Below are 25195 nucleotides of genomic sequence, written 5' to 3'. Positions count from 1 at the left end.
TCACCCCGTCGGCGCGCGGCAGGTGTCCACGGCGAAGGTCTCCAGCTGCCGGCGGACGTCGTCCGCGGGGGTGAGGACGACGGTCCGCGGCGCCGCCTCCCCGACGGCGAGGACGAGCCCGATCAGGCCGGTCGTGTAGCTCTCGCCGAGCGCGTGCGGATCGCACCGGGCCGGGACCATGCGCAGGGCGAGGTCCACCGTGGGCTGCCGGTCCAGGGTGGGCAGGGGGCCGACGGCGGAGATGCTGTAGATCGTGTTGGGCGCGGTCCCCGTCACCCGCACCGGCTCGCTGCCGCCGACGCGGCGGAACCGGACGTCGACGTCGAGGGCCGGCCCGGCGGGGGGCCCCGCCGGCCGGACGCCGACCACCTCGATCGCCACCTGGCGGTACAGCTCCTGCTCGGCGCAGTCGGACGCGTGCAGCCTGCGCACGAGCCCGCCGTCGTCGAGGGGGACGGTGACCTCCCGGCGGGCGCCGGTGCCGTCCCGCACCCGGACCCTCGCCGACGGGGCCGACGGCGCTCCCGCGCAGTCGCTCGCGCCCGCGACCACGGGCAGGTCCAGCGGCGTGCCGGGACGGAGCTCGGCGTCCCGCGGGTCGGCCGGCGCGGTGGGCAGGCCGTCGACCACCAGCTCGAGGGCCTCCACCACCAGGCCGCCGGTGTCGGCGGTGAGGCGCACCTGCAGGCGCCGGCCGGCCACGTCGCGGCGGAACTGCAGGAGGCTGCCGCTCAGCCCGCCCGGTTCCGGCTGGGCGGAGGAGCGGCTCGCCGACGGTCCCGCCGCACCCGGGTCGGCCGCCGGCCCGGTCTCGCAGGCGGCCGTGGCCAGGACCAGCAGGCAGGCGACCGCGAGCCGGCTGCCCCGGGCGACCAGGTGCACGGAGCACCCCTCCTCTGCGGTCCGGACCGCTGGATCGTGGGCGCCCCCGGCCGCCGGGTCAACGGGCTCCGGCTCCGGCCCGACCCCGGGTCGCCGCTTGCCGTGCGGGTACAGTCGGCCCGTTCCACTCATCCAGAGGGGCAGAGGGACACGGCCCGATGAAGCCCCGGCAACCGCCGTCCGCGCACCGCGCGGCGGAAGGTGCCAATTCCGTCCCGCGCGGCTCGACGGCCCGGTGCGGGGAAGATGAGGAGGTAGTCGTCGCATGACCCTGACCGCTCCCGGTTCTGTCCAGGCCGACTCCAGCGCCGGCGGCCCCATCCCGCCGTGTCCGGCCCGCGGGCTGGTGTGCCGCAACTGCGGCGCCACCTTCGGCCTGGTCGCCGAGCACGCCTGCGCCGAGTGCTTCGGCCCGCTCGAGGTCGACTACGACCCCGAGCTCATGCGGGCGGTCACTCGCGAGCAGATCGAGGCCGGCCCGCAGAACATCTGGCGCTACGTGGCGCTGCTGCCGGTCGGGCAGGACCCGGCCGGTCGCGTCTCGCTCGACCCGGGCCTGACCCCGCTCGTGCGCGCGGACCGGCTCGCCGCGGAGCTGGGCATCACCGGTGGGCTGTGGGTGAAGGACGACTCGGCCAACCCGACCCACTCGTTCAAGGACCGGGTGGTCAGCCTCGCGGCCACCGCCGCCAAGCGGCTGGGCTACACCAAGATCGCCGCCGCCTCGACCGGCAACCTGGCCAACTCGGTGGCCGCACACGCGGCGCGGGTCGGCATCCCGTCGTTCGTGTTCATCCCGAGCGACCTGGAGCCGGGCAAGGTCGTGCAGTCGGCGGTCTACGGGCAGACCCTGGTGGCCGTCGACGGCTCCTACGACGACGTCAACCGGCTGACCAGCGAGCTCGCCGAGACCGACGAGTTCGAGGACACCGCCTTCGTCAACCAGAACGTGCGGCCGTACTACGCCGAGGGCTCGAAGACGATGGGCTACGAGATCGCCGAGCAGCTCGGCTGGCGGATCCCGGCCCAGGTCGTCATCCCCATGGCCTCGGGATCGCTGCTCACCAAGGTGGACAAGGCCTTCCGCGAGCTCACCGCCGCCGGGATCGTCGAGGCGAGCGAGTGGACGATCTTCGGCGCCCAGTCGGCCGGCTGCGACCCGATCGCCACCGCCTTCGACAACGGCTGGGACGTCGTCAAGCCGGTCAAGCCGACCGGCATCGCCAAGTCGCTGAACATCGGCAACCCCGCCGACGGGCCCTACGCCCTCGACGCGATCCGGCGCACCGGCGGAGCCGTGGGCAAGGTGGGCGACGAGCAGATCGTGCAGGGCATCCGCGACCTCGCCCGCACCACCGGCGTCTTCGCCGAGACCGCCGGCGGGGTGACGATCGCGGTGCTCCGCCAGCTGGTCGAGGACGGCCGGCTGGACCCGGCGAAGGAGACCGTCGTCCTCAACACCGGCGAGGGGCTCAAGACCCTCGACCCGCTGGAGCCGGTCGTCGGCCCGACCCACCGGGTGGAGCCGTCGCTGAGGTCGGTGCGGGCCGCGGGCCTCATCGGGTGACCGAGTAGCGTTCGCGGCGAACCCGGACGGGGGACGGCGTCCCCCGTCCGGTGAACGCGTGGGTGAGGTTGCTCTCACCTCGCCTTTCGTGCTGTACGTTCTGCCGCGGTTCGCGTTCCACGTTCGTGTTCGACGGGCGGAAGAGCGAGACCCGGCCCCTGGTTCGGGGGTCGTCCGCCGCACGAAACGTGGGAGCACACGTGGCACAGGGCACCGTGAAGTGGTTCAACGCCGAGAAGGGCTTCGGCTTCATCGCCGTCGACGGCGGTCAGGACGTCTTCGTCCACTACTCGGCCATCCAGATGGACGGCTACAAGAGCCTCGACGAGGGCCAGCGGGTCACCTTCGAGGTCGTCCAGGGCGAGAAGGGACCGCAGGCCGACGGCGTGCGCACCGCCTGAGTCCCGACGTCCCGCCGAGGCCCGGTTCCCCGCGAGGGGGCCGGGCCTCGGTCGTGTCCGGGGGCCTGGAACAGCGGCCGCCCACCCCCCGTTCTTGCACTCGGCAGGGTCGAGTGCCAGACTCTCGGTTGGCACTCGACAGTGCCGAGTGCCAATCAGGTCGGATGCGGTGAGGCACGGGTGTGTGGGCCGACGGAGTGCCCAACCACCGGTGTCGTCCGTCGCGGGCGCCGAACCCGGCCGTGCAGCGATCCATGCATGGAGGACATCACCACATGGCCAAGATGATCGCCTTCGAGGAAGAGGCTCGCCGCGGCCTCGAGCGCGGGATGAACACCCTCGCCGACGCCGTCAAGGTGACCCTCGGTCCCAAGGGCCGCAACGTCGTCCTCGAGAAGAAGTGGGGTGCCCCCACCATCACCAACGATGGTGTGAGCATCGCCAAGGAGATCGAGCTCGAGGACCCGTGGGAGAAGATCGGCGCCGAGCTGGTCAAGGAGGTCGCCAAGAAGACCGACGACGTCGCGGGTGACGGCACCACCACCGCCACCGTGCTCGCCCAGGCCCTCGTCCGCGAGGGGCTGCGCAACGTCGCCGCCGGCGCCAACCCGATGGCCCTGAAGAAGGGCATCGAGAAGGCCGTCGAGTCGGTCACCGAGTACCTCCTCTCGACCGCCAAGGACGTCGAGACCAAGGAGCAGATCGCCGCCACCGCGTCGATCTCCGCCGCTGACCCGGCCATCGGCGAGCTCATCGCCGAGGCGATGGACAAGGTCGGCAAGGAAGGCGTCATCACCGTCGAGGAGAGCAACACCTTCGGCCTCGAGCTCGAGCTCACCGAGGGCATGCGCTTCGACAAGGGCTACATCTCGCCCTACTTCGTCACCGACGCCGAGCGCATGGAGGCCGTCCTCGACGACCCGTACGTGCTCGTCGTCAACAGCAAGATCAGCTCGGTCAAGGACCTGCTCCCGCTGCTGGAGAAGGTCATGCAGTCGGGCAAGCCGCTGGCCATCATCGCCGAGGACGTCGAGGGCGAGGCCCTGGCGACCCTGGTCGTGAACAAGATCCGCGGGACCTTCAAGTCCCTCGCGGTGAAGGCCCCCGGCTTCGGTGACCGCCGCAAGGCCATGCTGACCGACATCGCCATCCTCACCGGTGGCCAGGTCATCAGCGAGGAGGTCGGCCTCAAGCTGGAGTCCGCCGGGACCGAGCTGCTCGGCCGCGCCCGCAAGGTCGTCGTCACCAAGGACGAGACGACGATCGTCGAGGGCTCCGGCGACAGCGACCAGATCGCCGGTCGGGTCAACCAGATCCGCGCCGAGATCGAGAAGTCGGACTCCGACTACGACCGCGAGAAGCTGCAGGAGCGCCTGGCCAAGCTGGCCGGTGGCGTCGCCGTCATCAAGGCCGGCGCCGCGACCGAGGTCGAGCTCAAGGAGCGCAAGCACCGCATCGAGGACGCGGTGCGCAACGCCAAGGCCGCCGTCGAGGAGGGCATCGTCGCCGGTGGTGGCGTCGCCCTGGCGCAGGCCACGGCCGTCGCGTTCGACAAGCTCGAGCTCACGGGTGACGAGGCCACCGGTGCCAACATCGTGCGCGTCGCGCTCGAGGCGCCGCTGAAGCAGATCGCCATCAACGCCGGCCTCGAGGGTGGCGTCGTCGCGGAGAAGGTCCGCAACTCGGAGACCGGCTGGGGCCTCAACGCCGCCAGCGGCGAGTACGTGGACCTGGTCGCCAACGGGATCATCGACCCCGCCAAGGTGACCCGCTCGGCGCTGCAGAACGCCGCCTCGATCGCGGCGCTCTTCCTCACCACCGAGGCCGTCATCGCCGACAAGCCGGAGAAGGCCGCCCCGGCCATGCCGGGTGGCGACGGCGGCATGGGCGGCATGGACTTCTAAGAGGACCACGTCGCCCCCCACGACACGCTCCGCGCGCCGTGGGTCCCTGCGACGTAGCCCCAGTCCGTCACCTGCAGGGGCGGTCCGCTTCGGCGGGCCGCCCCTGTCGGCGTCCGGCGGAGCGGCGGCGCTCAGTCCCCGCCGTCGCCGAGCAGCCAGCCGCCCGGTCCGGCCAGGGCCTGCGCCTCCGCCGGTCCCCACGAGCCGGGTGCGTACCGGTGCACCGGCGGGCGGTCCTGCGCCAGCGGGGCGAAGGCCGCCCACGCGCTGCGCAGCCCCGCGCTGCTGGTGAACAGGGAGCGGTCGCCGATCAGGACGTCGTGCAGCAGTGAGGCGTAGGGCGGCAGCGGCTCCCCGCCGGGGACGTCGGCCAGCTCCAGCGTCGCGGTGGCGCGGGCCAGGGCGAGATCGGGACCGGGCCGCTTGGCGACCAGCGCGAGGTCCACCGCCCCGGAGCCGGACAGCGACAGAGACAGCACGTTGCCGTGCCCGGGGATCGCCTCGACCGGCCCGTCCGGCTTGCGCAGCAGCAGGCTGACCCGCTGCTCGCTGGCCGCCATGCGCTTGCCGGTCCGCAGCACGAACGGCACGTCGCGCCACCGGTCGGTGTCCACCCACAGCCGCGCGGCGACGAAGGTGTCGGTCGCCGAGTCGTCGGCCACGCCGTCGATGTCGGTGTAGCCGTCGAACTGGCCGAGCACGACCTCACCGGGGTCGAGCGGGCGGAAGGACGACAGCACGGCCTCCCGGGCCTGCAGCAGGTCGGCGGGGGAGAAGCTGGCCGGCGGCTCCATCGCCACCTCGGCGGCCAGCTGGAACAGGTGGGTCACCAGCATGTCGAGGGCCGCGCCGGTGGCGTCGTAGAACTCGGCCCGCTGGGCGACGTCGAGGTCCTCCGGGACGTCGATCTGCACCTGGGACACGTGCTCCCGGCTCCACAGGTGCTCGAACAGCCCGTTGGCGAAGCGCAGCACGTGGAGGTCCTGCGTCCCCTCCTTGCCCAGGAAGTGGTCGATCCGGAAGACCTGGTCCTCGTCGAGCACCGACAGCACCAGCTCGTCGAGTTCGGCGAAGGACTCCGGGGAGGTCCCGTAGGGCTTCTCGTAGACCACCCGGGCGCCCTCGGTCAGCCCGTGCTCCTGCAGGCCCCGCGTCAGCCCGTCGAACGCCGACGGGGGGACGGCGAGGTAGTGCACGAGCTGCGGGTCCCCGCCGAGCTCGTCGCGGGCCTCCGCGAGCACGTCGAGCAGGCTCCCGGGGTCGGACTCCGCGAAGCCGCCTCCCGCGAAGCGGAGCCGGCCGGCGAACTCCTCCCACGCGCCGTCGTCCAGCGGTCGGCCGAACTCCTCGACGGCGTCGTGAGCGAGCTCGGCGAAGTCGGTGTGGGAGACGTCGCCGCGGCCGTTGCCCACCAGCCGCCAGTCGGCGGGCAGCAGACCGCGCTCGGCGAGCTGGGCGAAGGCCGGCAGCACCATCCGCCGGGACAGGTCGCCCGTGGCGCCGAAGAGGACGAAGACGGTGGGCGGCAGGTCGGTCACGGGGTTCCTCTCGGGCCGGGGGTTCCCGGCACCTCCTGCCCCGTCGCCGCCGGTGTCACCCGTCCGGTGCGCGTGGAGCCGGGCCCGCGAGGGGTAGGGAGACCGCGTGGCGGTGGTCATCGGGACGTCGGGCTGGCAGTACCGCGACTGGCGCGGGCGCTTCTACCCGCAGCGCCTGCCGCAGCGGCTGTGGCTGGAGCACCACGCCGCCCACTTCGCCACGGTGGAGAGCAACAACGCCTTCTACCGGCTGCCCGAGCGGACCACGTTCGAGGCCTGGCGGACCCGCACCCCCGACGACTTCCGCTGGGCGGTCAAGGCCAGCCGGTTCCTCACCCACGTGAAGCGGCTCCGAGAGCCCGAGGAGCCGGTCGGCCGGCTGATGGAGCGCGCGGCCGGGCTCGGGGAACGGCTCGACGCCGTCCTGCTGCAGCTGCCGCCGACGCTCAAGGCCGACGTGGGCCTGCTGCGGGACTGCCTCGCGCAGTTCCCGCCGAGCACCCGCGTGGCGGTCGAGCCGCGGCACGACAGCTGGTGGACCGACGAGGTCCGGGCACTGCTGGAGCGCTACGGAGCGGCGCTGTGCTGGGCCGACCGCGCCGAGCAGCCGGTGGCTCCCCTGTGGCGGACGGCCGGGTGGGGCTACCTGCGGTTGCACACCGGCGCCGACGGCTGGGGCTACCCGGTGGAGACCCTGCAGCTGTGGGCGGAGCGGCTCGCGGCGACCTGGGCAGCGGACGAGGACGTGCTCGTCTACTTCAACAACGACCCGGGCGGAGCCGCGGTGGTCGACGCGGTGGCCTTCGCCGAGGCCGTGCGCCGGACCGGTCGCAGCCCGTCCCGGGTGCCGACCCCCGAGCAGGCCTCGGGCCTGGCCTGGGACGCCGCGTAGCGGACCCCGGTCACTCGTCGTCGCGGTCGCGGTCGTCCCCGCCGTGCCCGGAGCGGTCGCCCTCGGCGGCCCGCTCGGCGTCCCGGCGGGCCCGCTCGCCGGCCTCCCGCACCTCCTCCGCCGCCTCCTCGGCGGCGCGCTGGGCGTCCCGGCGGGCCCGCTTCTCGGTCTCGCGCAGCTCCTCGGCGGCCTCGCGGGCCTCCTCCGCTGCCTCCTCGGCGGCGCGCTGGGCGTCCCGGCGGGCTCGCTCCTCCGCCTCGCGGGCCCGGCGCTCGGGGTCGTCCGAGCGGCTCGCGCCGGTGCTGGGCGCGGCGGCGCCCGCGTCCCCACGGCCCCGGTCGGGCGTGCCGTCGTCGTCGGAGCCCTCGTCGTCGGTGCTGTCGTCCCCGGAGCCGTCGAGGCCGGAGTCGTCGGTCTCGCCGGCGTCCCCGCGGCCCCGGTCCGGCGTCCCGTCGTCGTCGGTCCCCGGCCCGGTCGGCGTCGCGGCGGCGGGGACCTCGCCGGGGTCGGCCCCGGGACCGTCGCCGGGGCCGTCGCCGGGTCCGTCGAGGCCCGAGTCGTCGGTCTCGATCGGGTCGGCGGTCGCGTCGTCGGAGGACGGCACGCCGAAGGGGGTGACCGCCTCGATGGCGCCGGCCACGCCGTCCTGGACGGGGGCGGGCAGGACGCCTGCCGCGCCGGCTCCGGTCACGCCGGCGACGGCGATGCCGAGGCCGGTGGCCACCTGCGCGACGGTGGAAGCGGATGCGCACTTGGCGGCCAGTGCGGTGATGCCGGAGAGGAGGAACACGGTCGGCTCCCTGCGGGGTCGGTGGGTGGAGTCACTCCACTCATCGGCAGCGCCGACCAGAACTTCAACCTTTGAGGACCTTGGTCCCGTCAGACACGCAGGACGGCGGGGTCCTCGGCGTGCCGGACCCCGAGCGCGTCGGCCGCTCGCCCGAGCACGTCCTGCACGGCGAGGGTGTCGGCCAGGGGCATGACCGCGCTCTCGGTGCGCCCGGCCCGCAGGCACTCCGTCACCTCGATCAGCTCGTGTGCGTAGCCGGTGCCGGTCGGGCGCCGGGTGATCGTCTCGGGCTCCCCGCCCGCCCGGTGCAGGACGATCGTGTCCGGGTGGTGGAAGCGGGGGAGGACGTCGATCCAGCCCGTCGTCCCGAAGACGCGGGCCTGGCCGGGCGTCGGGTGGCGCAGCGACGCGGTGAGCGTCGCCGTCCGCCCGTCGTCGTAGCCCAGCAGCAGGCCGGCCTCGGCGTCGACCCCGGTCGGGAACAGGGACCCGGCCACCCGCACCGTGTCCGGGGTGCCGAGCAGCATCTGCGCGAACGAGACGACGTAGACGCCGAGGTCCAGCAGCGCACCGCCGCCGAGTTCGAGGGCGAACAGCCGGTCGCGGGGGTCGTACTCGCGGGCCACGCCGAGGTCGGCCTGCACCGAGCGCACCTCGCCGATCGCGCCCTCGGCGATCAGCTCCCGCAGCCGGACGACGGCGGGCTGGAAGCGGGTCCACATCGCCTCCATGACGAACACGCCGCGCTCGCGGGCCCGCCCGACGACCTCGGCGGCACCGGCGGTGGTGGCGGTGAACGCCTTCTCCACCAGCAGGGCCGTGCCCGCGTCGATGGCGGCGAGCGCGATCGCGGCGTGCTGCGGGTGCGGCGTCGCCACGTAGAGGACGTCGACGTCCGGGTCGGCGAGGATGTCGGCGTAGGAGCCGTGCGCGCGCTCGATGCCGTGCTGCCGGGCGAACGCGGTGGCGCGGTCGAGGGAGCGGGAGGCCACGGCCACCGGCCGGGCGCCGGGGACGTGCGCGAAGTCGCCCATCACGCTCTCGGCGATGCGCCCCGGCCCCACGATGCCCCAGCGGATCTCTGCAGTCACCCGGCAGACGCTAACGGGGAGCCGAAGCGCAGCAGGTCGCCGTCCGGGTCGACGTGGGCGCCGCGCACCTGCGCGTCCCGCCGGACGTGCGGGCACACTGCCAGGCGTGGCCGTGCTGATCGACACCCCGGCGTGGCACTGGCGCGGCCGGCGGTGGTCGCACCTGGTCAGCGACGTCTCCTACGAGGAGCTGCACGTCTTCGTCGCCGCCGAGCTCGGCATCCCGCGGCGGGCGTTCCAGGGTGATCACTACGACGTGCCGGAGGAGCTGCACGCCGTGGCGGTGGCCGCCGGCGCCGAGGCGGTGGGCGCGCGGGAGCTGCTGGCCCGGCTCGTGGCCGCCGGGCTGCGGGTCAAGAAGGCCCGGCGGACCGGCGCCGGAGCAGGCTGAGCTCGGCGGCGAGGTTGGCCCGGGCCCGCGGCGTCCACTCCGTGGCCACGGCCGGCAGCCGGTAGAGCGCCGGGAGGGCGAGCAGCTGCTCGAGGACGGCGGTGCGCCCCGCGGTGAACTCGGCGTCGGAGAGGTGGCCGTACTCCTCGCGGACCGCCGAGGCGTACGCGGCGTAGGCCGCCGGTGGGCCGGCCAGCACCGCGAGGTCGGCGTCGCACAGGACCGCGCCGTCGGCGTCGTCCGGCGCCGGGTCGTGGCCGGCGGTCAGCAGCACCAGCCGCACCACCTCCTCGACCCGGGCCTCGGCCACCAGCCCGCGCAGCCCGGCGCGGGCCCGCTCCGCGCTGACCTGCTCGTTGTCGCCGCGGCGGGGGTCGTAGACGACGTCGTGGTACCAGGCGGCCAGCCGGACCGCGTCGGGGTCGGTCGCCGCGTCCGCGAGCTGCCCGACCAGCCCGAGGACGGCGGCCAGGTGGGCCAGGTCGTGGTAGCGCCGGTGCGGCTCGGCCCAGGCCGCCACGACCGCCGCCCACTCGGTGCGGGAGGTGGGGGAGTCGCCGGCCAGCTGCGCCCACGCGTCGAAGCCGACGAGCGTCATGCCACACCGCACGTGCGCACCGTGAGCAGGGCGAACGCCCGCGCCGCGGTGACCAGCTCGGCGACCGGCACGCGCTCCTCCGGGCCGTGGGCGAGCCGCAGGTCGCCCGGGCCGTAGTGCAGCGTCGGGATGCCGGCGGCGGCGTAGAGCCGCAGGTCGCTGCCGGCCGGGATGGCCCGCTCCGGCGGCCGGCCGGCCCCGGTGTCGGCGACCGCCGCCCGGACGGCGGGCAGCAGGGGGTGCCCGGTGGGCAGCGAGCCGCTGGCGAAGGCGCCGCCGGTCCAGGTGAGCCGGACCGGGTGCGCGGCCAGCCAGGCGGAGCCCGCGCAGACCGCGGCCAGCCGGGCCTCGAACGCGGCCCGGGCCTCGGCCACCGGCTCACCCAGCCGGACGCCGTAGCGCCCCTCGGCGACCAGGCGGTCGGGCACCGAGCTGGCCCAGTCCCCGGCCTGCACGCGGCCGATGTTGATGCCGTACGGATGGGGGACGTCGACGAACCGCGGGTCGGCGTCGCGCTGGCGCTCGGCCTCGAACTCCCGGAGCGCGGCGTGCACCTCCTCGAACAGCTCCAGCGCGCTCACCCCCCGGTCGCGGTGGGCGGCGTGCGCGGAGAGACCGGTCACCTCCAGCCGGAAGGTCAGCGCGCCGGCGTTGGCGGTGACGACGGCGCCGGCGGTGGGCTCGGGGATGACGCACAGGTCGCCCCGGTGCCCGCGCCGCAGGGTCGCCCAGGCGCCGAGCCCGCCGTCCTCCTCGCCGACGACGGCGTGCACCGCCACCGGACGGGCCAGCCGGACGCCCGCCGTCCGCACCGCGGCCAGGGCCGCCAGCGACGCGACCACGCCGGCCTTCATGTCGCAGGCCCCGCGGCCGTGCACGGCACCGCCGGCGATCCGGGGGTCGAACGGGTCGCCCGGCCACAGCGCGCGGTCCCCGGCCGGGACGACGTCGGTGTGGCCGGAGAGCACCAGGGCCGGGACGCCGTCCTCGGCGGCCGGGACGGTGCCGACGACGCCCCACGCCTCGGTGCGGGCCACCTCCTGGCCGGGGGCGTCCGCGGCGGTGGCGGCCTCGGCGAGGTCGAGCGGCCACCGGTCCACCGCGCAGTCGAGCTCGTCGAGCCAGTCGCCGACCAGGTGCTGCACCTCGCTCTCGGCGGCGGTCCCACCGACCGACGGGATCGCGACCAGGGCGCGCAGCCGCTCGACCAGCCACGTCTCGTCCACGGCAGCGAGGACGCGGGCCTCTCCGTCGGTCAGGTCCGGCACGCCGCGGAGTCTGGCACGCGCGCCGGCGCGACGAGCGTCTCCCGTTCCGACCCCGCTCGGCCGTGTGAGGGCGCCGCGGCGCGGGTAGCCTCGACGACGTCCGGACCGGGTGCATCGTGCCCCCGGGTGCCAATTGGATACCGCCTCCGCGGACTACCGCCCCGATCTCGGTCGGGGGCCTGGAGCCGCGTTGTGCAACTCGCCGCGAGGCGGCCGTCACCCGGTCCGGACCCTCGCCGCTCGACGTGCCGCCCCCGGGGACCCCGCCTACCGTCGTCCCCGGAAGGGACCGGGCGACGTCGGGAGCGACCCATGGCAGGCGCGGTGCAGCACGGAACGGGGACGACGGCCGTCGAGGAGCCGCACCGGCTGCCGGTCAAGACGCTCGTGTCGGCGAGCATCGGCAACGCCGTCGAGTGGTTCGACTGGACGGTCTACGCGACCTTCGTCGTCTACTTCTCCGTCCAGTTCTTCCCGTCGGAGAACGAGGCGCTGGCGCTGGTGGGCGCCACGTCGACCTACGCGCTGGCCTTCTTCTTCCGGCCGCTGGGCGGCTGGCTGCTCGGCCGCTTCGCCGACCTGCGCGGACGCAAGGCCGGGATGCTGCTGACGATCCTGCTGATGGCCGGCGGGTCGATGGTCATCGCCATCCTGCCGACCTACGAGGCGGTGGGCTGGCTCGCGCCGATCCTGCTGCTGCTGGCCCGCATCGCCCAGGGCATGTCGCTGGGCGGCGAGGTCTCCAACGCCTCGGCGTACCTGGCCGAGATCGCGCCGCCGTCCCGCCGCGGCCGCTACTCGGCCTTCTTCTACATCTCCACCGGGACCGCCCTGCTGCTGGCCTCGCTGCTCGGCGTGCTGCTGACCAACGTCCTCACCGAGGACCAGCTGCAGTCCTACGGTTGGCGGATCGCCTTCGCCGTCGGCGGTCTGCTCGGCTTCGCCGGGCTCTGGTTGCGTCGCTCGCTGCAGGAGACCGACCAGTTCGAGGAGAACGCGGCCAAGGCCCGCGCCACCAAGGACCCGCTGCGCCAGACCCTGCGGCACCACCCCAAGGCGGTCGGCCAGCTGATCGCCTTCACCATGCTGTCGACGCTGTCGTACTACACGTTCTTCAGCGCGCTGACCCCGTTCGCGATCAAGTTCCGGGGTGCCGACGACGGGGACGTCTTCGTCGCCCTCTCCATCGGCACCGCGCTGTTCGTCGCGCTGTGCTACCCGTTCGGTGCGATGTCGGACCGCTTCGGCCGCAAGCCGCAGATGCTGGTGTGGTCCGCCGCCTACGCCGTGCTCATCGTCCCGCTGTCGCTGCTGGTCAGGGACAACCTGTTCTCCCTGATCGTGGTGTTCTGCACCGGTCTCGGGCTGTACGCGCTGCTCGCCTCGATCGCCCCCGCGATCATGAGCGAGCTGTTCCCGACCGAGCTGCGGGCCACCGGCATCGGTGCCTGGTACAACCTCACGGTCGCGACCTTCGGCGGCACCGCACCGCTGGTGATCACCGCCCTGTCGGGGGCCGGCTATCCGCTGGTGTTCTTCGTCTACGTCGCCGTCGCCGCGGTGATCGCCTTCGTCGTCATCCTCACCCTCACCGAGACCAAGGGCACCGAGTTGCGCTGAGGTCGGTCTGAGGGACCTCAGACCGACCTCAGACCGATCTCAGGACCGGCCGGCGCTCGAGGACTGCCCGACCGCCCGATGCCCGCGGGTCCCCCTCAGCACGACCGTCGACGTCGTCCGACACAGACGACGGAGGAGACGGTCATGGCGACCTACCCGAACCCCGGCCTCGAGGCCGAGCTGGCCTACCGGCGCGAGGTGCTCCAGCAGATCGGCCGCGGCACCCGCACCCAGCGCGGTTCCTGGTTCACCCGCCGCTCGCGGCGGGCGAGCTGAGGAAGGACCCCCTGCCCCCTGCAGGGGGCCGGCCTGACGAGCGCCTCCCGGCCGGGCAGGAGGGTCCTTCTGACACGATCACGCTCGTGCCGCAGTGGGACGACCGACCGCTGGTGGGCCGGGACGACGAGCTCACCCGGCTGCTCGCCGCGGTCGACCGTGCCCTGGAGGGGCGCACCGCGGGGGTCCTGCTCGCCGGGGACGCCGGCGTCGGCAAGACCCGGCTGCTCGACGAGCTGACCGCGCGAGCGGCCGGCCGCGGCGTGCGCGTGCTCACCGGCCACTGCGTCGACCTCGGCGACGTCGGGCTGCCCTACCTCCCCTTCGTCGACCTCCTGCGCCCGGTCACCGGGGAGCCGTTCACCGCAGCAGGCCAGCCGGCGCTGGCCGGCCTGTTCGGCGGCCGGGCCCCGGCCACCGCGCCCGAGCCGCCGGCCGGCGAGGCCGCCGACCTCGGCCGCCTCCGCCCGCACCTGGGTCCCCGCCCGCAGCTGGACGACGGCCGCCTGCAGCTGTTCGAGTCGGTCGCCGCGCTCCTCACCGAGCTGGCGGCGCAGACCCCGCTGCTGGTCGTGCTGGAGGACGTGCACTGGGCCGACCGCTCCAGCCGTGACCTGCTCCGCTACCTGCTCGCCCGGCTGGTCGACGAGCCGGTGGCCCTCGTCGTGTCCTACCGCGCCGACGACCTGCACCGCCGCCACCCGCTGCGCCCGCTGCTGGCCGAGCTGGTGCGGCTGCCCGGCGTGGAGCGGCTGGAGCTGGGGCCGCTGGCCGACGACGCGGTGGGTGAGCTGGTGCGCGGCCTGGCCGGCGGAGTGCCCGACCGCACCGTCGAGGACGTCGTCGCCCGGGCCGAGGGCAACGCCTTCTACGCCGAGGAGCTGCTCGCCGCCGGGCAGGCGGGCGAGACGCTGCCGATCGCGCTGACCGACGTCCTGCTGGCGCGGGTCGAGCAGCTGAGCGAGGCCGCGCAGCGGGTGCTCCGGGTGGCCGCCGTGGCCGGGCGGCAGGTCCGCCACGACCTCGTCGCCGCGGTCAGCGGCCTGGCGCCCGCGGACCTGGAGGCAGCGCTCGCCGAGGCGGTGCACCGCCACCTGCTGGTCGTCTCCGCCGATGGCCGCTACCGCTTCCGCCACGCGCTGCTGCGCGAGGCGGTCCTCGCCGACCTGCTGCCGGGGGAGCGGGTCCGGGTGCACGCGGCCGTCGCCGACCACCTCGCCGCGACGCCGGGCGCGGGCACCGCCGCCGAGCTCGCCCACCACGCCCGCGGCAGCAACGACCTGCCGGGCGCGTTCTCCGCGTCGCTGGCCGCGGCGGAGGAGGCCGGCCGGGTCGGGGCGCCCGCCGAGCAGCTGCAGCACCTGGAGGCCGCCCTCGCGCTGTGGCCGGCCGTGCCCGACGCCGCCCCGCGGGCCGGACGCGACCAGCCGGCGCTGCTGCTCGACACCGCGGCGGCGGCCCGGCGGGGCGGTGAGCTGCACCGGGCGGTGGCCCTGCTGCGGGCGGCCCTCGATCTGCTCGGCCCGGACGGCGACCCGGCCACCCGGGCCCGCGCGCACTACACGCTCGCCCAGGCGCTGGGCCGGATCGAGGACCAGGCCGCGGCCCACCGCGAGTCCGGCCGGGCGATGGAGCTGGTCCCGTCGACGCCGCCGTCCGTCGTCCGCACCTGGGCCGCGGCCACGCACGCGCGGACCAGCTACGACCTGGGCCGGTGGGCGGAGGGCGACGCCGCCGCGGACGAGGCGCTGACGGCCGCCGACGCGCTCGGCCTGGACAGCGCCTGGGCCGACACCGCGGTGTCGCTGGCCCGGGTCCGGGGCTTCGGGTCGCGGTCGGCGGTGCGGGCCCGGCTGGAGGAGGCGCTGGCCCGGGCGCGGCGCTCCGGCGACACCGACGTCGAGATGCGGGTGCTGTTCAACCTCGCGGTCGTCCCCTTCGAGCACGGCGACCTGCCCGAGGCGCTCCCCTGGATCGACGCCGGGCTGGCGCGGGCGCGGACGCTGGGCGCGGAGTGGGCCTTCTACCCCGCGGAGCTGCGGCACCTGGGCGTGGTCGCGCGGTACGTCTCCGGCGACTGGGACGGCAGCCTGGAGCTCGCGGAGGAGCTGGCGCGGGTCCCGGAGATGGCGGCGCACGTCCGGGCGGCCGGGCTGCTCGTGCAGGTGGGCCGGGGCGATCCGGCGACCGCCGAGCGGGTGGCGTGGGCCCGCGGGCTCGCGGCGCGGCTCGACGCGCACGTCCTCCTGCTGCTGGCCACCGCCGGGGCGGAGGTCGACCTCGCGTCCTGGGCGGGGGACGCCGCCCTGGCCGCCGACCGGGCGCGGTCGGCGGTCGCGCAGGTGACCGCGCTGTGGGGCGTGGACCGGCTGGCCGTGGTGCGACTGGTCGCGATGGCGCTGGCGCCGGTGGCCGACGCCGCGGCGGCCGCCCGGCTGGGCGGGGACGAGGCGGGCGCGCGCCGGTGGGGGACCGAGGGCGAGGAGCTCGCCGAGCTGGCCCGGTCGGCCCTCACCGACCACCGCGACGCGTTCGGCGGGTACGGCGCCGAGGGAGCCGCCTGGGAGGCGCGGGTCGTCGCCGAGACCGCGCGCCTGGCCGGCCGGGCCGAGCCGGAGCTGTGGCGGGCGTCGGTCGACGCGTTCGGGTTCGGGTTCGGCCACGTCTACGAGCAGGCGCGCTCGCGCCGGCGGCTGGCCGAGGCACTGCTGGCCACCGACGACCGGGCCGGCGCGGCCGAGGAGCTGCGCGCGGCCGCCGAGGTCGCGGTGCGGCTGGGCGCGGCGCCGCTGCAGGGCGCGCTGGTCGCGCTCGCCCGGCGGGGCCGGCTGGCGCTGGACCTGCCGGGCGCCGGGCGGCTGGTGGACACGGCGGCGGTCTTCACCCCCCGGGAGACCGAGGTGCTGCGCCTGCTCGCCCGGGGCCGCACCAACCGGCAGATCGGCGCCGAGCTGTTCATCAGCGACAAGACGGCCAGCGTCCACGTGAGCAACATCCTGGCCAAGCTCGGCGCGGGCGGGCGCACCGAGGCCGTCGCGCTGGCCGCCTCCCGCGGCCTGCTGCCGGACGCCGACGCCGCGGCCCGCTGACGCGTCGCCCTCGGTGACGGCGCGGTCCGCCCCGGCAGGAGGAGGACCGCGCACGCTCGTGCTCTGCCCCCCGTCGTGGGCAGAGCACGAGCGTCGCGGGGGAGGCACCTGCCCCGGGCTCGTCGAGGTCGGCGGCGCGGCCGCGGTGCGGTCCGGAGGACCGCAGGGTCAGAGCATCGTGCGGAGGCGCTCGCGCCGGGCGCGGAGGACGTCGACCGACGCCGAGGCCGACGGCGGCCCGGGCACGTGCTGGCGCAGCTGGGTGTGCACCACCGAGTGCGGCTGCGAGGTGCGCGCGGCCACCCGGCTGACCAGCCGGTTGATCTCCCGCCGCAGCTCGGCGGCGTCCCGCCACGAGCGGCCGGCGTCGGTCTCCTCCGGGTGGTCCTCGACGGGGAAGAGGCCGGCGTCGTCGTCCTCGTGGTGGGCCCGCTGGGCGATGCGCACCCGCAGCTCGTCGTCCCGCTTGGCCAGCAGCGACGCCGTCTGCTCGGCGGTGAGCAGGCCGGGGATGCCGAGGAACTCCTCCTCCTCGTCGCCGAGGGGCGCCGCGGCGGGGCGGCCCTCGCCGGTGTGGGCGGTCCCGCTGGACAGGACGTGCGCGAAGCGGGCGTCGGCCTCCAGCGCCTCCCACTGCTGGACGGTGTTCGGGTCCTTCTCCTTGGGCGGCAGCGGCTCGAGGTCGAGCTCGTCGCCCTGCACCGTCTTCGGCGGGGGCATGACGTGGTTGCGCTGCTCCTCCATCGACGCGGCGAGGGTGAGCAGCGGCCGGACGGCGGGGAGGAACACGGTGGCCGACTCGTGCGGCGCCCGGGAGCGGACGACGCGGCCGACGGCCTGGGCGAAGAACAGCGGCGTCCGGTAGGAGGTCATCCAGGCCAGGACGGCGGCCCGCGGGACGTCGACGCCCTCGGAGATCATCCGCACGCAGACGGCGATCCGGGCGGACCCGGTGGCGAACCGCTCGATCTTCTTCGACGCCTTCGGGTCGTCGGACAGGATGACCTCGGCCGCCTTGCCGGTGACCCGGCGGACGATCTTGGCGTAGGCGCGGGCGTCGTCCTGGTCGCTGGCCAGCACCAGCCCCGCGGCGTCGGGCATGCCGTTCTCGCGCAGGTGGGTGATCCGGTCGTCCATCGCGGCGATGACGTGCGGCACCCACTGGCCCTTGGGGTCCAGCGCCGTCCGCCAGGCCTGCATCTCCACCGAGCGGGTGCCGGCCTCCGACAGCGACGCGGCGACCACCTCACCGGCCGAGTTCCGCCAGCGCGAGGTGCCGGTGTAGGCGGCGAAGACGACCGGCCGGACGACGTTGTCGGCCAGCGCCTCCTTGTAGCCGTAGGTGTAGTCGGCACGGCTGACCAGGCCGACGCCGCCCTGGCCGTCGTCGCCCTCGAAGGAGTCCTCCTCGTACCGGACGAAGGGGATGCGCTCGTCGGGCTTGGTGCGGAACGGCGTCCCGGTGAGGCAGAGCCGGCGGGCGGCGAAGCCGTAGGCCTCCTCGACGGCCTCACCCCAGGAGAGGCCGTCACCGGCGTGGTGCACCTCGTCCAGGATGACCAGGGTCTTCACCGCGGTGGCGCGCGCGGCGTGCAGCATCGGCTTGCCGGCGACCTGCGCGTACGTCGTCACGTAGCCCTGGGTCCCGGCGCGCACCGGGCCGACGGCGTTGGTCAGGCCCGGGTCCAGGACGATGCCCATCCGGTCGGCCGCGTCGGCCCACTGCAGGCGGAGGTGGTCGGTCGGGCAGACGACGACGACGCGGGCGACCTCGCGGCGGCCGAGCAGCCGCGCGGCGAGGGTGAGGGCGAAGGTCGTCTTGCCCGCGCCCGGGGTCGCGGTGACCAGGAAGTCCTTCGGAGTGGCCTCCTCGTACCTGTCGAGCGCGGCCTGCTGCCACGCCCGGAGCGGTCGGCTGGTCGTCTGCGGGCCCAGGGCCTCCGCTCGTGCTGCACTCCCCATGTCGTCCGCCATTGTCGTGGGGCCGGGGACGACACGCCCAACCGGCCACCTCCGGCGCGCCTCCCCGCGGCCGACGTATGGCGGTGTGTGGCAGGCCCCTGAGCTGGGCCGATGCGGCGGGTGTGGGGATCGTCATGTCGCGGGGAGGACCGGCACGTCACGCCCCGCGGGTCCCGGGCTCCCCAGCCGTCCCGCCACGCACCGGCGACGGCGGGAACCGGGCGGCGCCGGGCGTTCGCAGGCCGTACGCTCGTCCTGGCTCCTCGACCAGGAAGCCCGACCGGCGCGGTCGCCAGCGGCACACCACCCGCACTCCAGCGCCGTCCTCCCTCCCCTGGAAGACCGTCCTGGAGCACCCGTGTCCTCATCCGTCCTCACCCGCCCTGCCCCCGTCCTCGCCCAGCGGCTGGCCGGTGTGGCCAGCTCGCCGGTCCGCGACCTGCTGGCCCTCCTCGACCGGCCGGAGGTCATCTCCTTCGCCGGTGGCCTGCCCGCCCCGGAGCTGTTCGACCTGGACGGCGTGCGTGCCGCCTACGAGACCGTGCTGTGGGGCCCGGCGGCCCGGCGTGCCCTCCAGTACGCACCGACCGAGGGGGACCGCGAGCTGCGCGCCCGGGTCGCCGCCCGGATGACCGCGCGCGGCCTGCTCACCACGGTCGACGACCTGCTGGTCACGTCGGGGTCCCAGCAGGCGCTGACCCTGGTCGCGACCGCTCTGCTGGACCCGGGCGCGGTCGTGCTCGTGGAGGACCCCACCTACCTCGCGGCGCTGCAGTGCTTCCAGCTCGCCGGCGCCCGCGTCGTCCCGGTCCGCACCGACGAGCACGGCATGGACCCGGAGGCGCTGGCCGAGGCGCTGCACCGCGAGCGACCGGCGCTGGTCTACCTGGTCCCGACGTTCGCCAACCCCACCGGCCGCACGATGCCGGCCGCCCGCCGGGCCGAGGTCGTCGAGCTCACCGCCCGGCACGGCGTGTGGGTGGTCGAGGACGACCCCTACGGCGAGCTGCGCTACCGGGGCACGCCCGTCCTGCCCCTGGCCGCCTGGCCGGGAGCCGACGAGCACGTGCTGCACCTGGGCAGCTTCTCCAAGATCGCGGCTCCCGGGCTGCGGCTCGGCTGGCTGCGGGCGCCGGCGCGGCTGCTGCCGGCCCTGACCGTCGCCAAGCAGGCCGCCGACCTGCACACCTCGACGATCGACCAGGCCGCCGCGGCCGCCTGGTTCGCCGCCACCGACCTCGACGCCCACGTCGCGCGGCTGTGCTCGGCCTACCGCCGGCGCCGCGACGCGATGGTCGAGGCCCTGCCCGCTGCGCTCCCGGCCGGCAGCAGCTGGACCGATCCCGACGGCGGCATGTTCGTGTGGGTCCGGCTGCCCGGCGCCGTCGACACCGCCGAGCTGCTGCGGCACGCGCTCGGCCACGACGTCGCGTTCGTGCCCGGTGCCGCCTTCTCCCCGGGGACGCCGGACCGCGCCACGTTGCGGCTGTCGTTCACCACGCACACGCCCGAGCGCATCGGCGAGGGCATGGCGCGGCTGGGCGCGGCCCTGCGCTGACGGCGGTGCCCCGGATCCGCTGTCCGGATCCGGGGCACCGCACCGCCGCGGGGTGCCGGGTCAGCGCGGCCGGCGTCGCACCAGCAGGGCGGCGGCGGTGAACAGTGCGGCCGCGGTGATCGCGAACAGGGTGGGCTGCCCGCCGCCGAGCAGGTCGTCCACCAGCGCGCCCTCGTTGTTGGCGGCATTGAAGGTGGCGTGCACGAGCCCGGCGGCCAGCAGGCTGCCCGCGGTGCCCCTCACGGTGGCACCGACCATGAGCCGGATCAGGACGCCGAAGACGAACAGCGCGCCGATCGCCGTCGCGATGGGGCCGACCGCGAGGTCGCCGGTGAACTGCAGCGGCAGGTGCACCAGGGCGAACGGGACGGCGGTCAGCGCGGCCGCTGCGAGGAAGCCGTGCCGCCGCTCCAGCCGGCCCTGGAAGAAGCCGGCCCAGACCGTCTCCTCCCACAGGTGCACGAGCAGCACCGAGGTGACGATCGAGACGACGCCCGAGCTCAGCGTGGCGAGCAGCTCGCCGGTCCGCAGCTCCCGCCCGGACACCACCCCGAGGGCGAGGGTCAGCAGCGGGAGGGCCAGCAGCACCGCGGCCCACCACCCGGGCGCGAACCGCCACTGCACCGCGCGGCGGAGGAGGTCGCGGACGGCGTCCCGGCCGTCCACGACCGAGGTGACCCACAGGGCGGCGGGGAGCATCACGAGCAGGGTGAGCGCCAGGGTGAACGGCGCGTCGGGGAGCGCGCCGCCGGGCAGGACGCCGTGCGCGGTGAGCGCGGGCACCGAGACCAGCGGCCACCCCACGACGAGCACGAGGACGAGGAACGCGGTCAGCGGGTGCCGGGCGACCCGGGCGCGGAGGCCGGTCGGACCCGGTGCCGAGCCGGAGCGCGCGGGGCGGGGTGCGTCGAGGGTGGACACGTCAGGACCTTCTTCCGGAGGGGGGCAGCGGTGCTCCGCCCAGCGCGCGGGCCGGGGTGACCGACGCGCTGGTCAGGGCGGCCAGGTCGCGGGCGAGGACGACGTCGGACTCCCGGTCGGCCTGCAGCAGGCACAGGCACCGGTGCTGGTCGGGGAGGAGCCACGCGGCGCACCAGCGGATCGCCGTCCCGGCCGAGCCGAGCCGGGTCACCGCGTCGCGCAGGGCGGCGTGCATGCGCACCGCGTCGTCCACCGACGGCGGGCAGCTGCGGACCTCCACCAGGTAGAGGTCCGTTCCGCCGTGCCGCCGGTCGCCCACGGCGGCGACGCTCCCGCCGGGGAGCCGCCCGCACATCGGGCGGGCTACGGACGGCGGTACGGGTACTGCCGCGGACCCGTACCCGGCCGTTACGGTGCCGGGCCATGGCGCGGCGGGCGGTCCCCGGACCGGGGCCGCGGCTGCCCGCCGAGCGCAGCTCGTTCGTCGGCCGGCGGACGGAGCTGGGCCGGCTGCGGGGCCTGCTGGGCGGCGCGCGGCTGGTGACCCTCGTGGGGCCGGGCGGGGTGGGCAAGACCCGGCTGGCGCTGCGCGTGGCCGACGAGCTGAGCCGGTCGTACCCGGACGGGGTCGCGTTCGCCGACCTCACCGCGGTCGCCGACCCGGCCCTGGTGGCGGCGCAGGTGGCCGCCGCGCTCGACGTCCGGGACAGCACCGGCCGCTGGCTGCCGGCGTCGTTGGCGGAGGTGCTCGGCGCGCGGCGGGTGCTGCTCGTGCTCGACAACTGCGAGCACCTGCGGGACGCCTGCGCCGTGCTGGTCGACGCCCTCACCGGCACCTGCCCGGGGCTGACGGTGCTGGCCACGAGCCGGGTGCCACTCGACGTGCCCGGCGAGGCGCTGTGCGCGGTGCCGCCGCTGGCCGGAACCGACGGCGTCGCGCTCCTCGAGCAGCGGGCCCGGGCGGCGGTGCCGGACCTGGTGCTGACCCCGGCGGACGACGCGGCCCTCGACGAGCTGTGCCGGCGCCTGGACGGCATCCCGCTCGCGCTCGAGCTGGCCGCCGTCCGGCTGCGCGCGCTGACCCCCGCCCAGTTGCTCGACCGGCTGGACGACCGCTTCGCCCTGCTCCGCCGGACCGGGGCGGCCGGCCCCGAACGCCACCGGACGCTCCGGTCCACCATGGCGTGGAGCGCCGACCTGCTGGGCGAGCGCGAGCGGCTGCTGTGGCGGCGCGCGGCGGTGTTCGCCGCCGGGTTCGACCTGACCGCCGCCGAGGCGGTCTGCGCGGACGACGCGCTGCCCGCCGGCGACGTGCTGGACGCCCTCACCCGGCTGGTCGAGGCCTCGCTGCTCGCCGTCGACCGCACCGCGGGCGGGACGACGTTCCGCATGCTGGAGACGGTCCGCGCGTTCGGGCGCGAGCTGCTGGACGCCTCCGCCGAGGCCGACGCGGTCCGGCTGCGGCACCGCGACTGGGTCGCCGCCCGGGTGGCCGGGGCCGCCGCGGAGTTCCTGGGGCCGGCCCAGGTCGCGGCGTTCGACCGGTTGGCGGCCGTCCACCCGGAGCTCGCGACGGCGCTGGAGCACTGCCTGCGCACGCCGGGCGAGGCGTCGGCGGGGCTGGCGCTGGCCGCCGACGCGTGGCTGTACTGGGAGGCACGCGGTCACCTCGGTGAGGGCCGGCGCTGGCTGGACCTGCTGCTGGCCGCGGCGCCGGCGGACGCACCCGGGCGGGGGCGCGCGCTGGTGGTGGCCGGCTACCTCGCGCTGGCGGCGACCGACCCGGAGACCGCCGTCCCGCTGCTGGAGCAGGGCCGGCAGGCCGCGGCCGACGACCCCGGGGTGGTGGCGACCGCCACCCAGTACCTCGGCCAGGCGGCGCTGTTCCGGGGCGACCTGCCCACCGCCGACCGGCTGCTGCGCGCGGCGGCGACCGCCTCCGACGCCCGGGGGGACCCGGCCGCGCCGTTCTGCTGGGCCGACGTCGGCGTCGTCGCCCTGCTCGCCGGGGACCTCGTCGCCGCCGACGCCGCCTTCGGCACCAGCCTCGGCGCGGCCGCCGACCCCTGGACCCGCTCGCACGCGCTGTGGGGGTGCGGGCTGGTCCGGCTGGCCCAGGGCGCCCCCGCGGAGGCGGCCCGGCTCGAGCAGGAGGCACTGCGGCTGATGCGGGAGGTCGACGACCGCAGCGGCGTCGCGCTGTGCGTCAGCGCGCTGGGCTGGGCCGCGGCGGCCGACGGGGACGCCGACCGCGCCGCCCGGCTGTGCGGCGCCGCGGCGGCAGTGTGGCGGTCGATCCCCGCGCCCCTCCCCGCGCCGCTGGCCGAGCCGGATCGGCGCTGGACCGGGGTCGCCCGCCGGGCCCTCGGCGAGCAGCGGTGGGCCGCCCGCCACGCCGAGGGCAGCGCGCTGAACCGGCCGGCGGCGGTGGCGCTGGCGTTGGGGGAGTTCCCGGAGCCCGGCCCGGCCCCCGCGGTCGCGGCGTCCGGGCCGCTCACCCCGCGTCAGCGCGAGGTCGCGGGCCTGGTGGCCCAGGGGCTGACCGACCGCCAGATCGCCGCCCGGCTGGTCATCTCGCCGCGGACGGCCGAGTCACACGTCGAGCAGATCCTCACCCGGCTGGGCTTCCGGTCGCGCGCGGAGATCGCCGCCTGGGCGGTGACACGGGGGTGAGTGGAGTGCTCCGGGCGAGGAAACCTCGCCCGGGGCACTCCGCTCAGGCGCCCTCGTCGACCCAGTCGGGGCCGTTGACCTCGCCGGGGCCGGCCAGGTCGTCGGCGTCGACGATCGTGTACGCGTAGCCCTGCTCGGCGAGGAAGCGCTGCCGGTGCGCGGCGTACTCGCTGTCGAGGGTGTCGCGGCTGACCACCGTGTAGAAGTGCGCCTGCCGGCCGTCGGCCTTGGGCCGCAGCACCCGGCCGAGCCGTTGGGCCTCCTCCTGGCGTGAGCCGAAGGTGCCCGACACCTGGACGGCGACGGCCGCCTCGGGCAGGTCGATGGAGAAGTTGGCGACCTTGGAGACGACGAGGGTCTTCACCTCGCCGGTCCGGAACGCGTCGAACAGCCGCTCGCGCTCCTTGTTGGTCGTCGAACCCTGGATGACGGGTGCGTCGAGGGCCTGGCCGAGCTCCTCGAGCTGGTCGAGGTAGGCGCCGATGACCAGCTTCTGCTCCTCGGGGTGCCGGTCGAGCACCCGCCGGATGACCGGCAGCTTGGACGCCGCCGTGGCCGCGATCCGGTACCGCTCCTCGGGCTCGGCGACGGCGTAGGTCATCCGCTCGTCGTCGTCGAGCGAGACGCGCACCTCGATGCACTCGGCCGGGGCGATGTAGCCCTGGGCCTCGATGTCCCGCCACGGGGCGTCGTAGCGCTTGGGCCCGATGAGGGAGAAGACGTCGTCCTCGCGGCCGTCCTCGCGCACCAGCGTGGCGGTGAGCCCGAGCCGGCGACGGGACTGCAGGTCGGCGGTCAGCCGGAAGATCGGCGCGGGCAGCAGGTGCACCTCGTCGTAGACGATCAGGCCCCAGTCCTGCGCGTCGAACAGGTCCAGGTGCCGGTACTCGCCCTTCCGGCGGGTGGTGATCACCTGGTAGGTCGCGATGGTGACCGGGCGGATCTCCTTGCGCTCTCCGGAGTACTCGCCGATCTCCTCCTCGGTCAGCGACGTGCGCGCGATCAGCTCGCGCTTCCACTGCCGCCCGGCCACGGTGTTGGTGACCAGGATCAGCGTGGTCGCCCGGGCCTCGGCCATCGCCGCGGCACCGACCAGCGTCTTGCCCGCCCCGCAGGGCAGGACGACGACGCCCGAGCCGCCGGCCCAGAAGCCCTCCACGGCCTCCTGCTGGTAGTCGCGCAGGTGCCAGCCGCTCTGGTCGAGCTCGATCGGGTGGGCCTGACCGTCGACGTAACCGGCGAGGTCCTCGGCCGGCCAGCCGATCTTCAGCAGCGCCTGCTTGAGCCGGCCGCGCTCCGAGGGGTGGACGACGACCGTGTCGTCGTCGATGCGCGCACCGATCATCGGGGCCACCCGCTTGGACCGGACGACCTCCTCCAGCACGGCGCGGTCGGTGGTGGTGAGGACCAGCCCGTGCACCGGGTTGTTGGCCAGCGTCAGCCGCCCGAAGCGGTCCATGGTGTCGGCGACGTCGACCAGCAGCGCGTGCGGCACCGGGTAGCGGGAGTAGCGCACCAGCGCGTCGACGACCTGCTCCGCGTCGTGCCCCGCGGCGCGGGCGTTCCACAGCGCGAGCGGGGTCACCCGGTAGGTGTGCACGTGCTCGGGCGAGCGCTCCAGTTCGGCGAACGGCGCGATCGCCGCCCGGCAGTCGCGCGAGAGCGGGTGGTCGACCTCGAGCAGCAGGGTCTTGTCCGACTGGACGATGAGGGGTCCGTCGTTCACGGAGACCTTTCGGCAGCAGCGTCCTGCCGACGGGTGCGATCAGCAGGG

The 25195-nt window shown here is 75.6% G+C and carries 20 protein-coding genes and 1 riboswitch; of the genes, 10 read left to right on the top strand and 10 right to left on the bottom strand.

From position 1 onward, the window contains the following. Positions 1 to 882: a hypothetical protein gene (locus PGN05_RS11705; RefSeq protein ID WP_419752714.1), complete on the bottom strand. Its 882-nt coding sequence runs from the start codon at positions 880 to 882 to the stop codon at positions 1 to 3. 125 nt (positions 883 to 1007) lie between these two features. Further along, positions 1008 to 1135, top strand: a riboswitch (SAM riboswitch). Positions 1136 to 1147: 12 nt separating this feature from the next. Here PGN05_RS11705 and thrC point away from each other — a divergent pair. The 3 genes from thrC to groL all read left to right on the top strand — a co-directional run bounded on the left by thrC (position 1148) and on the right by groL (position 4754). Further along, complete coding sequence (thrC, locus tag PGN05_RS11700; protein ID WP_419752713.1) at positions 1148 to 2449, top strand: threonine synthase; 1302 nt, start codon at positions 1148 to 1150, stop codon at positions 2447 to 2449. A 200-nt stretch (positions 2450 to 2649) separates the two neighbouring features. Beyond that, positions 2650 to 2850 carry a cold-shock protein gene (locus PGN05_RS11695; RefSeq protein WP_419752712.1) on the top strand — a complete coding sequence of 67 codons (201 nt, stop codon included), beginning with the start codon at positions 2650 to 2652 and terminating at the stop codon, positions 2848 to 2850. A gap of 275 nt (positions 2851 to 3125) precedes the next feature. Continuing rightward, on the top strand, positions 3126 to 4754 hold the full coding sequence (gene groL, locus PGN05_RS11690; protein ID WP_419752711.1) for a chaperonin GroEL: 1629 nt from the start codon (positions 3126 to 3128) through the stop codon (positions 4752 to 4754). Positions 4755 to 4885: 131 nt separating this feature from the next. Here the strand turns inward: groL and PGN05_RS11685 are convergent, their stop codons facing one another. Then, positions 4886 to 6292, bottom strand: a complete 1407-nt coding sequence (locus PGN05_RS11685) for a glucose-6-phosphate dehydrogenase (protein WP_419752710.1) — start codon at positions 6290 to 6292, stop codon at positions 4886 to 4888. 106 nt (positions 6293 to 6398) lie between these two features. On the opposite strand from PGN05_RS11685, the gene PGN05_RS11680 reads away from it, so the two are divergent. After that, complete coding sequence (locus tag PGN05_RS11680; RefSeq protein WP_419752709.1) at positions 6399 to 7184, top strand: DUF72 domain-containing protein; 786 nt, start codon at positions 6399 to 6401, stop codon at positions 7182 to 7184. A 10-nt stretch (positions 7185 to 7194) separates the two neighbouring features. Here PGN05_RS11680 and PGN05_RS11675 read toward each other — a convergent pair whose 3' ends face one another. Both PGN05_RS11675 and PGN05_RS11670 read right to left on the bottom strand, forming a co-directional pair. Then, positions 7195 to 7974 carry a hypothetical protein gene (locus PGN05_RS11675; RefSeq protein WP_419752708.1) on the bottom strand — a complete coding sequence of 260 codons (780 nt, stop codon included), beginning with the start codon at positions 7972 to 7974 and terminating at the stop codon, positions 7195 to 7197. An 89-nt stretch (positions 7975 to 8063) separates the two neighbouring features. Beyond that, the gene (locus PGN05_RS11670) at positions 8064 to 9065 is read right to left on the bottom strand and encodes a Gfo/Idh/MocA family protein (RefSeq protein WP_419752707.1); all 1002 of its coding nucleotides are present in this window, start codon (positions 9063 to 9065) and stop codon (positions 8064 to 8066) included. A gap of 106 nt (positions 9066 to 9171) precedes the next feature. Between PGN05_RS11670 and PGN05_RS11665 the strand changes: the two genes are divergently transcribed. Continuing rightward, positions 9172 to 9456 (top strand): DUF4031 domain-containing protein, encoded by a 285-nt coding sequence (locus PGN05_RS11665; protein WP_419752706.1) that lies wholly within the window; start codon positions 9172 to 9174, stop codon positions 9454 to 9456. Here PGN05_RS11665 and PGN05_RS11660 read toward each other — a convergent pair. Together PGN05_RS11660 and PGN05_RS11655 are read right to left on the bottom strand one after the other, a co-directional pair. After that, positions 9419 to 10054 carry a metal-dependent phosphohydrolase gene (locus PGN05_RS11660; protein ID WP_419752705.1) on the bottom strand — a complete coding sequence of 212 codons (636 nt, stop codon included), beginning with the start codon at positions 10052 to 10054 and terminating at the stop codon, positions 9419 to 9421. The two genes, PGN05_RS11665 and PGN05_RS11660, sit on opposite strands and share 38 nt — an antisense overlap. Further along, positions 10051 to 11322 carry an ArgE/DapE family deacylase gene (locus PGN05_RS11655; protein ID WP_419752704.1) on the bottom strand — a complete coding sequence of 424 codons (1272 nt, stop codon included), beginning with the start codon at positions 11320 to 11322 and terminating at the stop codon, positions 10051 to 10053. Before PGN05_RS11655 ends, PGN05_RS11660 begins: the two co-directional genes overlap by 4 nt. A 312-nt stretch (positions 11323 to 11634) precedes the next feature. Here PGN05_RS11655 and PGN05_RS11650 point away from each other — a divergent pair, with 312 nt between their 5' ends. The 3 genes from PGN05_RS11650 (at position 11635) to PGN05_RS11640 (ending at position 16307) form a co-directional block, all read left to right on the top strand. Beyond that, on the top strand, positions 11635 to 12942 hold the full coding sequence (locus PGN05_RS11650) for an MFS transporter (protein ID WP_419752703.1): 1308 nt from the start codon (positions 11635 to 11637) through the stop codon (positions 12940 to 12942). Positions 12943 to 13086: 144 nt separating this feature from the next. Next, entirely contained in the window at positions 13087 to 13218 is a 132-nt protein-coding gene (locus PGN05_RS11645) for a hypothetical protein (protein ID WP_419752702.1), read from the top strand. Between the two features lie 86 nt (positions 13219 to 13304). Continuing rightward, positions 13305 to 16307 carry a helix-turn-helix transcriptional regulator gene (locus PGN05_RS11640; RefSeq protein ID WP_419752701.1) on the top strand — a complete coding sequence of 1001 codons (3003 nt, stop codon included), beginning with the start codon at positions 13305 to 13307 and terminating at the stop codon, positions 16305 to 16307. A gap of 168 nt (positions 16308 to 16475) precedes the next feature. Here PGN05_RS11640 and PGN05_RS11635 read toward each other — a convergent pair whose 3' ends face one another. Next, on the bottom strand, positions 16476 to 18269 hold the full coding sequence (locus tag PGN05_RS11635) for a DEAD/DEAH box helicase (protein WP_419752700.1): 1794 nt from the start codon (positions 18267 to 18269) through the stop codon (positions 16476 to 16478). 358 nt (positions 18270 to 18627) lie between these two features. Between PGN05_RS11635 and PGN05_RS11630 the strand changes: the two genes are divergently transcribed. Then, positions 18628 to 19827, top strand: coding sequence for a PLP-dependent aminotransferase family protein (locus PGN05_RS11630; RefSeq protein WP_419752699.1), 1200 nt, complete (start codon positions 18628 to 18630; stop codon positions 19825 to 19827). 60 nt (positions 19828 to 19887) lie between these two features. Here the strand turns inward: PGN05_RS11630 and PGN05_RS11625 are convergent, their stop codons facing one another. Together PGN05_RS11625 and PGN05_RS11620 are read right to left on the bottom strand one after the other, a co-directional pair. Next, positions 19888 to 20748 carry a CPBP family intramembrane glutamic endopeptidase gene (locus tag PGN05_RS11625; protein WP_419752698.1) on the bottom strand — a complete coding sequence of 287 codons (861 nt, stop codon included), beginning with the start codon at positions 20746 to 20748 and terminating at the stop codon, positions 19888 to 19890. Between the two features lies 1 nt (position 20749). Further along, positions 20750 to 21067 carry a hypothetical protein gene (locus tag PGN05_RS11620; RefSeq protein ID WP_419752697.1) on the bottom strand — a complete coding sequence of 106 codons (318 nt, stop codon included), beginning with the start codon at positions 21065 to 21067 and terminating at the stop codon, positions 20750 to 20752. A gap of 104 nt (positions 21068 to 21171) precedes the next feature. Between PGN05_RS11620 and PGN05_RS11615 the strand changes: the two genes are divergently transcribed. Further along, positions 21172 to 23421 (top strand): ATP-binding protein, encoded by a 2250-nt coding sequence (locus PGN05_RS11615; RefSeq protein WP_419752696.1) that lies wholly within the window; start codon positions 21172 to 21174, stop codon positions 23419 to 23421. 43 nt (positions 23422 to 23464) lie between these two features. Here PGN05_RS11615 and PGN05_RS11610 read toward each other — a convergent pair whose 3' ends face one another. Further along, positions 23465 to 25147 carry a DNA repair helicase XPB gene (locus tag PGN05_RS11610; RefSeq protein ID WP_419752695.1) on the bottom strand — a complete coding sequence of 561 codons (1683 nt, stop codon included), beginning with the start codon at positions 25145 to 25147 and terminating at the stop codon, positions 23465 to 23467. Positions 25148 to 25195: the final 48 nt, after the last annotated feature.

It is taken from the genome of Geodermatophilus sp. CPCC 206100 (genome assembly GCF_048569675.1).
Lineage (GTDB): Bacteria > Actinomycetota > Actinomycetes > Mycobacteriales > Geodermatophilaceae > Geodermatophilus.
The sequence above is the reverse complement of the archived record's forward strand: the minus strand, read 5'-3'. Positions and strand labels throughout refer to the sequence as shown.